This window comes from Burkholderia reimsis, assembly GCF_003294055.1.
GTDB lineage: Bacteria > Pseudomonadota > Gammaproteobacteria > Burkholderiales > Burkholderiaceae > Burkholderia > Burkholderia cepacia.
Genome location: NZ_QMFZ01000007.1, coordinates 95,141 through 109,409 on the forward strand (window position 1 = coordinate 95,141; position 14,269 = coordinate 109,409).

General features: G+C 70.5%; 13 protein-coding genes. 3 read left to right on the forward strand and 10 right to left on the reverse strand.

The genetic code is table 11. The features are described from left to right. Window positions 1-187 precede the first annotated feature (187 nt). On the forward strand, window positions 188-1,306 hold the full coding sequence (locus tag DPV79_RS11020) for a porin (RefSeq protein WP_113045430.1): 1,119 nt from the start codon (window positions 188-190) through the stop codon (window positions 1,304-1,306). Window positions 1,307-1,353: 47 nt separating this feature from the next. On the opposite strand, the gene DPV79_RS11025 is transcribed toward DPV79_RS11020, so the two are convergent. Beyond that, the gene (locus tag DPV79_RS11025) at window positions 1,354-2,388 is read right to left on the reverse strand and encodes a LysR family transcriptional regulator (protein WP_059687654.1); all 1,035 of its coding nucleotides are present in this window, start codon (window positions 2,386-2,388) and stop codon (window positions 1,354-1,356) included. Next, on the reverse strand, window positions 2,385-3,365 hold the full coding sequence (locus DPV79_RS11030) for an AraC family transcriptional regulator (RefSeq protein ID WP_113045431.1): 981 nt from the start codon (window positions 3,363-3,365) through the stop codon (window positions 2,385-2,387). Before DPV79_RS11030 ends, DPV79_RS11025 begins: the two co-directional genes overlap by 4 nt. Before the next feature lie 149 nt (window positions 3,366-3,514). On the opposite strand from DPV79_RS11030, the gene DPV79_RS11035 reads away from it, so the two are divergent. Both DPV79_RS11035 and DPV79_RS11040 read left to right on the forward strand, forming a co-directional pair. After that, window positions 3,515-4,621, forward strand: coding sequence for an NAD/NADP-dependent octopine/nopaline dehydrogenase family protein (locus tag DPV79_RS11035; RefSeq protein ID WP_113045432.1), 1,107 nt, complete (start codon window positions 3,515-3,517; stop codon window positions 4,619-4,621). Continuing rightward, entirely contained in the window at window positions 4,618-5,628 is a 1,011-nt protein-coding gene (locus DPV79_RS11040) for a 3-hydroxybutyryl-CoA dehydrogenase (RefSeq protein WP_113045433.1), read from the forward strand. Before DPV79_RS11035 ends, DPV79_RS11040 begins: the two co-directional genes overlap by 4 nt. A 122-nt stretch (window positions 5,629-5,750) precedes the next feature. On the opposite strand, the gene DPV79_RS11045 is transcribed toward DPV79_RS11040, so the two are convergent. The 8 genes from DPV79_RS11045 to DPV79_RS11080 form a co-directional block, all read right to left on the reverse strand. Continuing rightward, window positions 5,751-7,106, reverse strand: a complete 1,356-nt coding sequence (locus tag DPV79_RS11045; protein ID WP_113045434.1) for an MFS transporter — start codon at window positions 7,104-7,106, stop codon at window positions 5,751-5,753. 164 nt (window positions 7,107-7,270) lie between these two features. Next, a complete protein-coding gene (locus tag DPV79_RS11050; RefSeq protein ID WP_048020295.1) occupies window positions 7,271-8,317 on the reverse strand; it encodes an ABC transporter substrate-binding protein in 1,047 nt (348 codons plus the stop codon). Continuing rightward, window positions 8,314-9,465: an NAD(P)/FAD-dependent oxidoreductase gene (locus DPV79_RS11055; protein WP_059676807.1), complete on the reverse strand. Its 1,152-nt coding sequence runs from the start codon at window positions 9,463-9,465 to the stop codon at window positions 8,314-8,316. Before DPV79_RS11055 ends, DPV79_RS11050 begins: the two co-directional genes overlap by 4 nt. Next, window positions 9,458-10,891, reverse strand: coding sequence for an FAD/NAD(P)-dependent oxidoreductase (locus tag DPV79_RS11060; RefSeq protein WP_113045435.1), 1,434 nt, complete (start codon window positions 10,889-10,891; stop codon window positions 9,458-9,460). Before DPV79_RS11060 ends, DPV79_RS11055 begins: the two co-directional genes overlap by 8 nt. Next, entirely contained in the window at window positions 10,888-11,235 is a 348-nt protein-coding gene (locus DPV79_RS11065) for a (2Fe-2S)-binding protein (protein ID WP_021158738.1), read from the reverse strand. The genes DPV79_RS11060 and DPV79_RS11065 overlap by 4 nt, the downstream gene beginning before the upstream one ends. Next, on the reverse strand, window positions 11,235-12,029 hold the full coding sequence (locus DPV79_RS11070) for an ABC transporter permease (protein ID WP_021158739.1): 795 nt from the start codon (window positions 12,027-12,029) through the stop codon (window positions 11,235-11,237). Before DPV79_RS11070 ends, DPV79_RS11065 begins: the two co-directional genes overlap by 1 nt. Continuing rightward, complete coding sequence (locus tag DPV79_RS11075; protein WP_113045436.1) at window positions 12,026-13,033, reverse strand: ABC transporter permease; 1,008 nt, start codon at window positions 13,031-13,033, stop codon at window positions 12,026-12,028. Before DPV79_RS11075 ends, DPV79_RS11070 begins: the two co-directional genes overlap by 4 nt. Continuing rightward, a complete protein-coding gene (locus DPV79_RS11080) occupies window positions 13,034-14,116 on the reverse strand; it encodes an ABC transporter ATP-binding protein (RefSeq protein ID WP_113045437.1) in 1,083 nt (360 codons plus the stop codon). Window positions 14,117-14,269: the final 153 nt, after the last annotated feature.

Below are 14,269 nucleotides of genomic sequence, written 5' to 3' on the forward strand. Positions count from 1 at the left end.
AGCGGGGCGCGCGCGCATCATGCGGCGCATCTATAAGCGTTATAGAGCGCATTGCGTCGACGTCCGAAATTGTCGTTCCTAGACTCGGCCCGTTTTTGATCGGCTGCGTTGGCCCTTCGCGGCGAACGCGCTTCACACCAGCCGGCGCGATACCGACAGGCGCCGGAACTTCTACGGGACGACGACGATGAACCAACCGAACAGGCGGGCCGACCGGCTTGCCGTACCGCTTGCCGCGCTGCTGGCCTGCGCGGCGCTGCCCGCATTCGCGCAATCGAGCGTGACGCTCTACGGCCGCGTCGACACCGCGATCGAATACGCGAACGCCGGGCCGAACCACGTGACGCGCATGGGCAGCGGCAACCTGTTCGCTTCGCAGTGGGGGCTGAAGGGCGTCGAGGATCTCGGCGGCGGCTACGCGACGATCTTCAAGCTGGAGGACGGCTTCAACGCGGCCAGCGGTGCGCGGTCGAACAGCAGCGCGCTGTTCGGCCGCGAAGCGTGGGTCGGCATCACGGGGCCGTTCGGCGGCGTGCAGTTCGGCGAGCTTTACACGATCCTGCACACGACGCTCGTCACGTACAGCCTGCCCGGACTCGGCGCGGGGCTCGCGTGGGGCAACGCGACGAACAACTTCGTCGGGCCCGCGTTCCTGCGCGTGCGCAACTCGATGCGCTATACGTCGCCGCGCTACGCGGGCTTCATGCTGCGCGCGATGGCCGCGCGCGGCACCAACGGCGCGGCCGGGCAGCCGGCGACGCTCGGCGATACGTACGGCGCGGGGCTCAACTACGTGCGCGGCGGCCTGTCGGTCGACATCGACTACATGCAGCAGAAGTTCAGCCCGGTGGCCGCGGCCGCGCTCGGCGACACGAGCCCGGCCGCGAACGGCAACTACACGCTCGGCGCGATTTCGTACGACTTCAATGTCGTGAAGGTCGCCGCGCTGTACCTGCGCCATCGCGGCGGCCCCGACGTCGCGACCGCGATCGACAGCCAGAGCGCGTATCCGCACAGCGACATCATGGAACTGAGCGCGACGGTGCCGATCGGGCGTGCGTCGCTGCTGCTGAGCGTCGGCCATTACCGCAAGGTCGCGGACAGCGACGGCAATGCCGATTCGTACGGCATCCGTTTCGACTATCCGCTGTCGAAGCGCACGGTGCTGTACACGGGCGCCGCGATGGTGCGCAACGGCGCGCATGCGCGCTTCGTCGTCAACGGCGCGGCGGGCGGCGGCGTCGCGGTCGCCAAGCCCGGTGCAACGGCGAGCTCGATCGTCGCGGGCATCCTTACGTCGTTCTGACCGGCGCGCGCCGCTGCCCGCTTGCGCCGTCCGAGCCCTTCGCGCCGTCATGCGCAGGCGGGCGGCTGCGGCGCGAGCCATGCGTCGAACGGCGCCAGCTCGCCGATGTGGAACAGCTCGAGCAGCAGCGCGCGCAACCAGCGATGGCCGGGGTCCGCGTCGAAGCGCCGGTGCCAGTACGCGTTGACGGCCCATTCGCCGGCACCGGCGATCTCGTACAGGGCGCACGGCTGCCGCGCCGCGAACGTGATCGCGATCGTCTCCGGCAGGATCAGCGCATAGTCGCCGTCCCGCAGCAGCGCGGGCACCACCATGAAATCGGGCAGCGCCGCGCGCACGCGCGGCATCAGCCCATGCCGTTCCAGCAGTTGCATCGATTGCGGATGCGACGTGACCGCGACGAAGCGCAATGTATCGGGCGCCTCGCCATCGAGCACGTAATCGTCGGGGAGCGCGACGCGCTGCGCGGTGCGGCGCGGCATCAGCAGCACGCAGCGCTCGTGCAGCAGCGCGGTGCGCTGGAAGTGGCTCGACGCGTCGGCGAAATGCCCGAGCGCGAAGTCGATGCGCCCCGATTCGAGCGCGACGTTGAGCTGGCATTCGTCGACGTGCAGCGTCTCGATCACCGCGCCCGGCGCACGGCGGTCGAACGCGGCGAGCAGCGTCGGCAGGAACGCGCTCGCGGCGAAATCGCTCATGTGCAGGCGGAACACGCGCTGGGTACTGTCGGGCGTGAAGCGCGACCCTTCGTCGAGCACGTCCTGCAGGATCGCGAGCGCCTTGTCGACCGAGATCGCCAGCCGTTGCGCGCGCGGCGTCGGCTCGACGCCGGTGCCGGTGCGCACGAACAGCGCGTCGCGGAACATCAGCCGCAGCCGGCCGAGCGCATGGCTGACGGACGGCTGCGTGACGCCGAGCCGCAGCGCCGCGCGGCCGACATGCCGCTCCTCGTAGACCGCGCGAAACGTCTTCAGCAGGTTGAGGTCGAGATCCTGCACGCGCAGTTCGGACAGGTCGCTGTCGTGCGGCGCGGATTCCACGCGGGTCGGGGCCGCCGGGCGGCCGGTTGCGGCGTGCGTCATCGGGATTGCCTCGCGGTGACGGAAGGCGCATGGCCGTAGCGCCGCGCATACGCCTTCGCGAAGTGGCCGAAACCATGGATGCCGTGTGCGATCAGCACGTCGGTCACGCTGCGCGTGTCGCCGCGTTGCAGCGCCGCGTGCACGGCGGCGAGCCGGCGCTCGCGCACGTAGGCGGCCGGCGTGGTGTGCAGGAACGCGCGAAACGCGTGCTGCAGCGTGCGGGGCGCGACGCCCGCGACGGCCGCCAGCGCGGCGAGTGCGAGCGGCTCGCCGAGGTGCGCGTCGACGTGATCGCACGCGCGGCGCACGTGCGCCGGCAACGGCGGCGTGCCGCGTGCGAGCGCGTCGCTGTACGAGTGCGGCAGGTGCGTGAGCAGCAGCGACATCAGCCACGCGGTGAGATCGGCGCCGAAGAGGGGCGAGGCCGTGCCGATGCGCGGTTGTGCGCCGAGCTTGCACAGGTATTCGAAGGTCGGCAGCACGAGCGCGGCGCCCGTGCCGGTGCCGATGCCGCCGGCCGCGAGATCGAACTGCAGCGGCCGCGTGAGCGTTGCCCGCAGCATGTGCTGCAGCTTGCGTTCGAGCGCGCCGCGTTCGAGCCGCAGCACGAGGTTGCGGCAATCGGGGCTCGTGCTCAGGCGGCTGGCGAGCGCGGGCGACGATACGGTCAGCTTGCCCGGGCCGGCGCGCGCGACGACGCTGCCGGCCTGCAGCTCGCAGGCGCCGGCGAGCGTCAGCCTGAACAGGAAGTGACCGGCATCGTCGCCGAAATCGATGCGCGTTTCGCGGCCGTAGCAGAGTTCGAGCAGCGCGCCGTGATGCAGCGGCACTTCGTACAGCTCCGCATGAAACGGATCGCGGCCGCGCGCGGCCATCCGGTGCGGCCCGAGCCGGTGCGCGACCGCGCGTTCGACTTCGTCGGGGGCGTGCAGCGTGCCGAGCCTATTCGGCGCATGGCGGGAAAGGGCGATATCCATTCACGGACCTCGTATCGGATGCAGGGGCGCGGTTTCGTGCGTGTCGCCCCGATTGCGTTGCGCGAACGGGCGTGCCGTTGCGCGTTTTGAAGCGACGCGGCGGGGGTGGACGCGTAGTCTCGGAAGCACTCATTCACCGGGAGAAGACGATGAAGGTATGTGTTCTGGGCGGCGGCCACGGCTGCCATGCGGCGGCCATCGACCTGTTCGAGAAGGGCCACGACGTGACGTGGTGGCGGCGCGACCGCGCGCCGCACGCTCGGCTGCGCGAGCTTGGCGTGCTGAACGTGACCGACTATCGCGGCAAGCGGACGGTGCCGCTCGGCGACGCGCCCGGCGCGATCCGCCTGAGCGGCGATCTCGCGGCCGCGCTGCGCGGCGCGCGGCTCGTCGTGGTGCCGCTGCCGGCCACTTCGCACGATGCGCTCGCCGCGCAGGTCGCGCCGCTGCTGGAGGACGGCCAGGTGGTGTTCCTGCCGCCCGGCACGTTCGGCAGCGTCGTGTTCGCGCGTGCGGCGGCCGACGCCGGCAACCGTTCGCGCGTCGCCTTCGCCGAGACGGGCACGCTGCCGTATCTCGTGCGCAGGCACGGCGACAACGACGTCGTGATCAGCGCATACGCGACGCGGCTGCCGACCGGCGTATTTCCGGCGAATGCGGCCGGCTGGGCGTTCGACGTGCTGCGCGCGGGTTATCCGTCGGTCGAACGGGTCGAGGACGCGTTGTCCGGCGCGTTGATGAACGCGGGCCCAGTGATCCATCCGCCGCTGATCCTGATGAACGCCGGGCCGCTCGAGCACTTCGACGCATGGGACATCCACAACGAAGGCACGCAGCCGTCGATCCGCCGCGTGACGAACGCGCTCGACGCCGAACGCATCGCGGTGCGCGAGGCGCTCGGTTACCCGGCGCCGCATTTCCCGCTCGCCGATCACTACGCGACCGACGGCGACGAATGGATGTACGGGCGAGGCGCGCACGGCAAGCTGACCGATAGCGGCGACTGGCGCGAGAAGATCGATCTGCGCACGCATCGCTACATGCTCGAAGACACCCGGCTCGGGCTGTCGTTCATCGTGTCGTGCGGGCGCCGGGCCGGTGTGCCGACGCCCGTCGCGCAGGGGCTGCTGAGCATTGCGAGCGCGGTCGCGGTGCGCGACCTGTATGCGGAAGGCCGCACGCTGGAGCGGCTCGGGCTCGCCGCGCTGTCGAAGGACGCGATGCGCGCGCTGCTCGACGCGGGGTACGCGGCATGAGGGCGGGCGCCGATGTGACGCGTGTCCACGTGCTCGGCGCGGGGCGCATGGGGCAGGGGATCGCGCTCGTGTTCGCGTTCGCGGGGCTCGACGTGACGCTGGTCGACTTCAAGCCGCGCGACGCGGCCGGATGGCGCGCCTTCGAGGCACGCACGCGCGACGAGATCGAAAGGCCGCTGCATGCGCAGGTCGCGCTCGGCCGCATCGACGCCGCGCAGGCCGAAACCGTGGTCGCGCGCATCGCGCTCGTCGCCCGGGACGGTGCGGCCGATGCGGTGCGGCAGGCCGGCATCGTGTTCGAGGCGTTGCCCGAAGTGCTCGATGCGAAGGCCGACGCGCTGCGCTGGCTCGGCGCGCATGTCGATGCGCATGCAACGATCGCGTCGACGACGTCGACGTTCGTCGTCACCGAGCTGCAACGCCACGTCGCGCATCCGTCGAGGATGCTGAACGCGCACTGGCTGAACCCGGCGCTGCTGATGCCGCTCGTCGAGATCAGCCGCAGCGATGCGACCGACCAGACCGTCGTCGAGTCGCTCGCCGCGTTGCTCGAACGTGTCGGCAAGAAGCCGGTGATCTGCGGGCCGGCGCCCGGTTATATCGTGCCGCGCATCCAGGCGCTCGCGATGAACGAGGCCGCACGGATGGTCGAGGAGGGCGTCGCGAGCGCGGCGGACATCGACACGGCGATCCGCACCGGTTTCGGCCCGCGCTTCGCGGTGCTCGGGCTGCTCGAATTCATCGACTGGGGCGGCTGCGACATCCTGTACTACGCGTCGAAGTATCTGGCCGGCGAGATCGGCCCGCGTTTCGCGCCGGCCGCGAGTGTCGTGCGCAACATGGAAGCCGGGCGTGACGGCGTGCGCACGGGTGCGGGCTTCCACGACTACGCGGAGGTCGACGTGCCCGCGTACATGCGGCAGCGGCTCGGCGAATTCGCGCGCTTGCTCGATCACCTGGGGCTCGCGCCGGCGTTCGACGGCGCGCGGCGGGAGGGCGGCAACTAGGCGGCGCGCCGGGGTGGCGGGCGCGGCGGGCGGCACGCGCCCGGGACGGCCGTGCCGCCCCCCGCCGTGTTCGCCGCCTGCCGGTGCGGATCGGCCCGCTTGCGCGGATCGAAGCGTCGTGGTCACGCCGTGTCGCCGCGCGTGTCGGTAGCGGGAGCTGCGGGAGCGGCGCTCACGATCCGCGTTTCGCGCATCATGCACAGCGTCGCGACGGTGACGAGGCCGAGCGCGACGAGAAACAGCGACACGGGCCACGATGCGTGATAGCGCGCGAGCAGCGCGGTGGCGATCAGCGGCGACATCCCGCCGGCGAAGATCGACGCGACTTCATGCCCGAGCGCGACGCCCGAGTAACGCACCTCGGTGCTGAACAGCTCGCCGACAAGCGCGGGCAGCGTGCCGATCATCGCGCCGTGGCTGACGGCCGTGCCGACCGTCAGCGCGAGCCAGACGAGCGGTGTCGCGCGCGTGTCGAGCAGCCAGAAGAACGGGAATGCGCACGCGACGAGGCTCAGCGCACCGATCAGGTACACGGGCTTGCGGCCGATCCGGTCGGACAGCCGGCCCCACGCGAGCATCGCGCCCATCTCGACGATCATCGCGATCATCACGCCGGTCAGCATCACGCCGTTCGGAATGCCGACGTATTTGCCGTAGACGAGCGAGAACGCGAGAAAGATGTAGGCGCCGCCGTTCTCGGCCACGCGCAGCCCCATCGCGAGCAGGATTTCCTTCGGATGGCGGCGGATGCACTCGACGATCGGCAGATGCGTGTGCGCGCCGCGCTGGCCGGCCTGCTCGAAGTCGCGGCTTTCGGGCAGGTGGCGGCGGATATAGATGCCGATCGCGAAGATCGCGATGCTCGCGAGGAACGGCAGCCGCCAGCCCCAGGTGCGGAACATATCGTCCGGCAGCGCCTGCGCGGCGAGAAACGCGGCCGACGACAGCACGAAGCCGCCGCCCACGCCGAGCTGGCTCCACGCCGCGTAGTAGCCGCGCTGCTCGGGCGGCGCGTTCTCGCTGATCATCAGCACACCGCCGCCCCATTCGCCGCCGGACGCGATGCCTTGCAGCAGGCGCAGCACGACGAGCGCCGCCGGTGCCCACAGGCCGACCTGCGCATAGGTCGGCAGCAGGCCGATCGCGAAGGTCGACGCGCCCATGATCAGCAGCGTCCACACGAGCGACGCCTTGCGCCCGTAGCGGTCGCCGACGTGGCCGAACACGATCCCGCCGAGCGGCCGCGCGACGAAGCCGAGCGCGAATGCCGCGAACGCGGCGAGGCTGCCCGCGAGCGGCGACGCGCCGGGCGGAAAGAACACGTGGCCGAACACGAGCGCCGCGGCCGTGCCGTACACGAAAAAGTCGTACCACTCCATCGCGTTGCCGGCGACGGAGGCGATGACGATCCGGCGCAGTTGCCGGTCGGCGAGCGGCCGGGCGGCGCTCGGGGATTGCACGGTGTCGGTCGGGTACATGGCGGACTCTGAAGGGGGGCGGGCGCGTGCCGTCTTTGCAGCACTGCGGGCTAGTGTTGTCGGCACCGCGCCCCCGGTCAAATCCGCAGAAAAAGGGGAGTGTCATCACTCCCGCAAATGATGGTCATGCGGCGCGCGGCCGTGCCCGCGCGCCCGGCATGCCGTCACCGCTCGATCTGCCGGTTCCAGCGCGTATCCCACTGCGCGCGGCGCGCGTTGATCGCGGTCCAGTCGACCACGGTCACCTTGCGCACGAGATCGTCGACATTGCCGAGGCTCTGTTGCATCGCGGCGGGCATCTTCGCGAGACGGTTGGTCGGAATCTGCTTGCCGGCCTCGGCCGCCTTCGTCTGCGCGGGCGCGGACAGCAGGAACTGCGCGAGCTTCTGCGCGAGCTGCGGATCGGGATTGTTCGCGACCACGCACAGGTCGACGAGCAGCAGCACGGGGCCTTCCTTCGGGTTCGCGTAGGCGACGGGGATGCCCTTGTCCTGCAGGTCGCCGACGCCGGTCGGCGTGAGCGGGAACAGGCCGGCTTCGCCGGTCTGCACCATCTCCGAGATCTTCGCCGAGTTCGGGATGTACTCGACGACGTTCGGCCCGACCGTGCTCGCCCACTTGCTGAAGCCGGGCTCGACGTTCTGCTCGTTGCCGCCGAGCAGCCGGTTGATCGCGAGGAAGCCGTGCAGCCCGAACGTGCTGCTCGACGCCGACTGGAACACGACCTTGCCCTTGTATTTCGGATCGGCGAAATCCATCCACGACGTCGGCGGCGTCCAGCCTTTCTCGGCGAACAGCTTCTTGTTGTACGCGATGCCGGTCATCCCGAGCTGCACGCCCGCGCCGACGTCGTCCTTCATCCGCGCGAACGGATACAACTCCTTCAGCACCGGCGAATCGTCGAGCTTCTGGCACACGCCGAGGCTGACCGCGCGCGCCATCACGCCGTCGTCAAGGAACGCGACGTGGATCTGCGGCTTGTTGCGGTTCGCGAGCAGTTTCGCGAGCACGTCCGACGACGTGCCGGGCACGACGACGACCTTCACGTTGTTCGCCTTCTCGAAGTCGGGCAGTACCTGGCTCGTGTAGGCCTTCTCCATCGGGCCGCCGTTCATGCCGACGTAGATCGTCTTCGTTTGCGCGAACGCGGGCGCGCCGGCACCTGCGATGCAGAGGGCGGCGGCCGCCGCGATCGTTGCGGGCAGTTTCATTTGTGGGTCTCCTCTTGACGGAAAGGGGCGGTCGGCTCGGCTTCGCGGAAGAAGCGGCCGATCGAGAATGCATCGAGCGGGGTGGCGGTTTCGCCGGTCGTGACGAGATCGGCGAGCACGTCGCCGACGCCCGGCGCGAGCAGGAAGCCGCCGCCGGAAAAACCGAACGCATGAAGCAGGCGCGGCGTCGTGCGGCTCGCGCCGATGATCGGGTTGTGGTCGGGCGTGCAGCCTTCGACGCCGCTCCACGTGCGGATCAGCAGTGCGTCACGCAGCGCAGGCAGCAGCGCGCAGGCATCGCGCATCACCGCGCGCGTCGTATCGACCGACGGCTGGCCGAATTCGCCGTCGCCGCGGCCACGCCCGCCGCCGATCACGCAGTTGCCGCGCGCGACTTGCCGCGCATACACGCCGCCGCCGTACACGCCGAGGTTGTGCGTGATGAACGGCGGCAGCGGTTCGGTCACCCACATGTTCGGGTAGATCGGCTCCATCGGCACGGCTTCGCCGAAGCGTTCGGCGATCGTGTTCGCCCACGCGCCGGCCGAGTTGATCAGCCACGTCGCGGTGCAGGCGCGGCCGCCTGCCCGAAAGTGAAAGCGCGTGCCGTCGTGGTGAACGTCGTCGACGGGGGTGTGCTCGAACACGTCCGCGCCCGCCGCGCGGGCCGCGCGCGCGAACGCGGGCGACACGAGGCGCGGGTTGGCGTGACCGTCGGTCTCGCACAGCGAGCCGCCGAGCGCCGCACGGCCGAGCCACGGGTAACGCCGCCGGAACGCATCGCCGCGCATCACCTGCAGCGGCAGGCCGTGTTCGCCGGCGAGCGTCGCGTAGGCATCGAGCGCGTCGAGATCGGCGTCGCTGCGCGCGAGCCGCAGGTGGCCCGACACGACGAATTCGCCGTCGATGCCGATCAGTTCGGGCAGGCGATCCCAGATGCGCCGCGCACGCAGCGCGAGCGGCAGCTGCTCGGCGGGCCGGCCCTGGCAGCGCACGCCACCGTAGTTCACGCCGCTCGCCTGCGCACCGCAATCGCGCCGCTCGAACAGCCCGGTGCGCAAGCCGCGCCGCGTCAGCGCGAGTGCGGCCGACGCGCCGACGAGGCCGCCGCCGACGATCGCGACGTCGTAATGCCGGGTCTCATTCATCGCGTGCCTCGTCGGGAATCGCCGCGACATCGTCGCCCGCCAGCGCGGCCGAGATCGGGAACGGCTTCACGGGCGGTTGCGCACGCAACCGTCCGACGTCGGCGAGCGGGCGACCGGTTTCGGCGGCCAGCAAGAGCGCGGCCGCGTCGCCGCACATGCGGCCCTGGCAGCGGCCCATTCCGACGCGCGTCAGCGCCTTCAGCCGGTTCAGCTCCGTTGCCGCGCCGTCGCGGACGCAGCGGCGCAGCGTCCCTGCATCGACCTCCTCGCAGCGGCACACGATCGTGTCGTCCGCGCAGCGTGCGGCCTGCTCGACCGGCGGCGCGAACGCCGCTTCGAGGCCCGCGCGGAATGCGGCGACGCGCGCGAGCGTGCGTTCGAGCGTCGCCCCGTCGGGTTTGCCGGAGGGCACGGGCGACGCGATGCCGGCGTCGTCGAGCAACGCGAGTGCCGCGCGCCGGCCAGATGCCTCGGCCGCGTCGGCGCCCGCGATGCCCGCGCCGTCGCCGGCGACGTAGAGGCCGCGCACCGACGTGCGGCCGGCCGCGTCGCGCTCGGGCAGCCATGCGCGGTTGAGCGGGTCGAACCTGAACCGGCAGCCGGCGAGATCGGCGAGCTGCGTTTCGGAGCGCAGGCCGAAGCCGAGACCGAGCGCGTCGCAGTCGAGCAGGCGCGGCGGTGCGCCGTCACCGGCGGCGCGCCATGCGATTCCCGTCACGTGCGGGTCGCCGAGCACGCGCTCGAGCGTGACGCCCGTTTCGATCGCGACGCCGTGCGCGCGCAGCCAGCCGATGTAATAGAGCCCCTTCGCGAAGGTCGACGGCATGCGCAGCAGCGCGGGCGCGGCAGCGGCCTGGCGGCGCAGCGGGCTCGTGTCGAGCACGGCCGCGACCTGCGCGCCGGCCTTCGCATACTGGTAAGCGACGAGGTAAAGCAGCGGGCCCGTGCCCGCGAACACGATGCGACGGCCGATCGCGCAACCCTGCGCCTTCAGCGCCACTTGCGCGCCGCCGAGCGTATAGACGCCCGCGAGCGTCCAGCCCGGCACGGGCAACAAGCGGTCGGTCGCGCCGCTCGCAATGATCAGGTGCGAGTAGGGCACCGTCACTTCGCGGCCATCCTGCAGCGTGTCGACGCGGCCTGCGCCGCATGACCAGGCAAGCGTATTCGGCCGGTAGTCGACATGCGGCAGCAGTGCGGCCATCGTCCGGTGCACGGCGTCGGCCTTCGCGGCCTCGAAGCCGTACAGCGTGCGCTTGCCGCGCGCGAACGCGCCGTCGGCCGGCGGCTGCCGGTAGATCTGGCCGCCCCAGCGCGCGTTCTCGTCGATCACGACCGGGCGCAGCCCCGCGTCGACCAGCGCTTCGGCCGCGCGCACGCCGGCCGGCCCCGCGCCGACGATCACCGGTTGCGGTGCGGCGCTCACGCTGCGTCTCCGGTCGCGGCCGGCCGGGCGGACGTGAGAATCCGCATGCCTTCGGCGATCGGCGTCGAGCATGCACGCACGCGCGCACCGGTTTCGGTGCGCACCCAGCAGTCCTGGCACGCGCCGATCAGGCAGAAGCCCGCGCGCGGCTGGCCGCTGAATTCGCTCACGCGCACGCGCCGCTGGGCAACGAGGATCGCGGTGAGCACGGTGTCGCCGGCGAGCGCGAGCGCGGGGCGGCCGTCCAGCGTGAACGCGACGGCGGCACGTTCGCGTTCGGCGACGCGCACGAACTGCGCACCGTCGTCCGGGATGCAGGTGGAACGGGAAACGGAAGTCGTCATCAGTGTTGGCCGATCAGGATGCGGTTCAGGCCGTACACGCGATCGAGCAGCAGCATCGCGCCGGCGGTGATGAAGATGACGAGCGCCGACACCGACGCCATCATCGGGTCGATCGACTCGGTCGCGTACATGTACATGCGCACCGGCAGCGTGACCGTCTGCGGCGACGTGACGAAGATCGACATCGTCAGTTCGTCGAAGCTGTTGATGAACGCGAGCAGCCAGCCGCCGGTGATGCCGGGCACGATCATCGGCAACGTGATGCGGCGGAAGGTCGTCCACGGGTCCGCGCCGAGCGAGCACGCGGCCTGCTCGATGCTGCGGTCGAGGCCCGCGACGGACGCGAGCACGAGCCGCATCACGAACGGCGTGATGACGACCATGTGCGCGAGCACGAGCCATGCGAACGAGCCGGTCGCGCCGATCAGCGCGAAGAAGCGCAGCAGCGCGATGCCGAGCACGAGGCCGGGAATCACGAGCGGCGACAGCAGCAGCCCGTTCAGGAACGCGCGGCCGGGAAACGTCGCGCGGCCGATGGCGAGGCCCGCCGGCAGCGCGATCGCGAGCGACAGCGTCGCCGACGCGAACGCGAGCTTCACGCTGTTGAAGAACGCGGTGACGAAGTCGGGATAGTCGAGGATCGCGCGGAACCAGCGCAGCGAGAACCCGTGTGTCGGCAGTGTCAGCGTCTCGTCGGGCGTGAACGCGACGAGCACGACGATCACCAGCGGCGCGAGCACGAACAGGATCACGAGCGTGTGGAAGGCGAGGGCAAAGGGGCCGTTCTTTCTCATCGCGATGCGCCTCCGAGGCTGCGCGCGTAGCGGCGTTCGAGCACGCGGTAGTAAGTGAGCATCACGACGAGGTTCGCGACCAGCAGCAGCACGGCGATCGTCGCGCCGAGCGGCCAGTTCAGCGAGCCGAGGAATTCGTCGTAGACGGCCGTGGCCGCGACCTTCAACCGGCGTCCGCCGAGCAGGCCCGGAATCGCGAACGCGCTCGCCGACAGCCCGAACACCATCAGGCTGCCCGACAGCACGCCCGGCATCAACTGCGGCAGCACGATGCGGCGCAGCGTCGTGAACGGCGATGCGCCGAGCGACAGCGCCGCATGCTCGGTCTGCGGATCGAGCCGCTGCAGCGCGGTCCACACCGGGATCACCATGAACGGCAGCATCACGTGCACCAGCGCGATCACGATCGCGAAGGTCGTGTATTCGAGCTTGTACGGCCCGAGGCCGGCGAGCCCGAGCGCCTGGTTCACGAGCCCGCTCGTGTTCAGCAGCATGCTCCAGCCGAACGCGCGCACGACGACCGACACCAGCAGCGGCGCGAGGATCGCGAGCAGGAACAGCGAGCGCCACGGGTCGCGCATTTTCGACAGCACGTATGCCTCCGGCGTGCCGATCGCGACGCAGATCGCGGTGGTCAGCGCGGCGATGCCGAACGTGCGCGCGAAGATCGTGTGGAAGTACGACGAGCCGAGCACTTCCGCGTAGTTGCCGAACTGGAACGCGGCGATCGGGCCGGTGGCCGGATCGAAGCGGTAGAACGTCAGCATGAACGTCATCGCGAGCGGGACGAGCACGAGCGCGGCGAACAGCGCGAACGCGGGCGCGCACATCAGCCACAGCGGTGCGTGGGCGCGCCAGCTCGCGCGCGGCGCGTGGCCGCCGCCGGCGCGCGGGGACATTGCATCGGCGGCGGCCGGTGCGGCCGGTGCGGCCGGTGCGGCCGTGGCGGCCGCAAGCGTGGCCGGCGCGCCGTCATTCGGGAGTGGGCGGGCAGGCTGTCGCATTCAGGCCTCCCGGCGCATCACGCGCACCGCGTCGCTGTGCCAGTCGATCCCGACCGGCGCGCCTTCCGCGAGCGGCTCCGCGCCTTCGTTCTGGCAGCACACGAGCACTTCGCCGAGCGCGCTGTCGACGTGGTACAGCCACTGGCTGCCGAGGAAGAAGCGGCTCGTGACGGTCGCGGCGAAGCGGCCCGCGTCGGGCGCGCACAGCCGCAGCTTCTCGGGACGGATGCAGACCGACACCGCATCGCCGATGCGCATGTCGCGCTCGCGCGCCGGCAGGTGCGCGAGCCGGCCCGTTTCCGCGAGATCGTGACCGAGGTCGATGCGGATCGCATCGCCGTCGTGCGCGACGATCGTGCCGGGCAGCAGGTTCGCCTTGCCGATGAACTGCGACACGAAACGGTTCTCCGGGCGCTCGTACGCGCGGTACGGCGTATCGGTCTGCGTGATGCGGCCGGCTTCCATCACGACCACGCGGTCGCTGATCGACAGCGCTTCCGACTGATCGTGCGTGACCATGATCGTCGTCGTGCCGATCTTGCGCTGGATCGCGCGCAGCTCGAACTGCATGTCCTCGCGCAGCTTCGCGTCGAGGTTCGACATCGGTTCGTCGAGCAGCAGCACCGGCGGCTCGATCACGACCGCGCGCGCGATCGCGACGCGCTGCCGCTGGCCGCCCGACAGCTCGCGCGGGAAGCGGTGCGCGAGCGCGTCGAGACGCACGAGCGAGAGGGCCGCACGGATGCGCTCGGCGCGCTCGGCCTTGTCGACGCCGCGCATGTCGAGGCCGAAGCCGACGTTCTCGGCGACGCTCATGTGCGGAAACAGCGCATAGCTCTGGAACACGATGCCGAGCCCGCGCCGGTTCGGCTTCAGGTGCGTGATGTCCTGCCCGTCGAGCGCGATGCGGCCGCGCGTGACGTCGACGAAGCCCGCGATCATCTGCAGCGTGGTGGTCTTGCCGCAGCCGGACGGCCCGAGCAGCGACACGAATTCGCCTTGTTCGACCGACAGGTTGACGTCGGCGACGGCGGTGAGTTCGCCGAAGGTTTTCGTCAGATCCGTAAGCGTGAGAAACGACATGGGAAGCTCCGGGTTCGCACACCGCGTGGCCGGTGTACCGATGTGGCGGACTCTAGCCAGCCATATTTCGGAGCGTCAATTTCGAATTCTGCTGAACGGGAGGAATTTCTGAAAAATTCCATTGAACGGAACGGTTGGAGAAATCGCGAGCGA

What these genes read in the sequence shown, in the direction of transcription:
- DPV79_RS11035 (WP_113045432.1), top strand. Translation starts at nt 3,515, where the DNA reads ATGAAGGTATGTGTTCTGGGCGGCGGCCACGGCTGCCATGCGGCGGCC.
- DPV79_RS11045 (WP_113045434.1), bottom strand. Translation starts at nt 7,106, where the DNA reads ATGTACCCGACCGACACCGTGCAATCCCCGAGCGCCGCCCGGCCGCTC.
- DPV79_RS11065 (WP_021158738.1), bottom strand. Translation starts at nt 11,235, where the DNA reads ATGACGACTTCCGTTTCCCGTTCCACCTGCATCCCGGACGACGGTGCG.
- DPV79_RS11030 (WP_113045431.1), bottom strand. Translation starts at nt 3,365, where the DNA reads ATGGATATCGCCCTTTCCCGCCATGCGCCGAATAGGCTCGGCACGCTG.
- DPV79_RS11020 (WP_113045430.1), top strand. Translation starts at nt 188, where the DNA reads ATGAACCAACCGAACAGGCGGGCCGACCGGCTTGCCGTACCGCTTGCC.
- DPV79_RS11055 (WP_059676807.1), bottom strand. Translation starts at nt 9,465, where the DNA reads ATGAATGAGACCCGGCATTACGACGTCGCGATCGTCGGCGGCGGCCTC.
- DPV79_RS11070 (WP_021158739.1), bottom strand. Translation starts at nt 12,029, where the DNA reads ATGAGAAAGAACGGCCCCTTTGCCCTCGCCTTCCACACGCTCGTGATC.
- DPV79_RS11025 (WP_059687654.1), bottom strand. Translation starts at nt 2,388, where the DNA reads ATGACGCACGCCGCAACCGGCCGCCCGGCGGCCCCGACCCGCGTGGAA.
- DPV79_RS11050 (WP_048020295.1), bottom strand. Translation starts at nt 8,317, where the DNA reads ATGAAACTGCCCGCAACGATCGCGGCGGCCGCCGCCCTCTGCATCGCA.
- DPV79_RS11075 (WP_113045436.1), bottom strand. Translation starts at nt 13,033, where the DNA reads ATGCGACAGCCTGCCCGCCCACTCCCGAATGACGGCGCGCCGGCCACG.
- DPV79_RS11040 (WP_113045433.1), top strand. Translation starts at nt 4,618, where the DNA reads ATGAGGGCGGGCGCCGATGTGACGCGTGTCCACGTGCTCGGCGCGGGG.
- DPV79_RS11080 (WP_113045437.1), bottom strand. Translation starts at nt 14,116, where the DNA reads ATGTCGTTTCTCACGCTTACGGATCTGACGAAAACCTTCGGCGAACTC.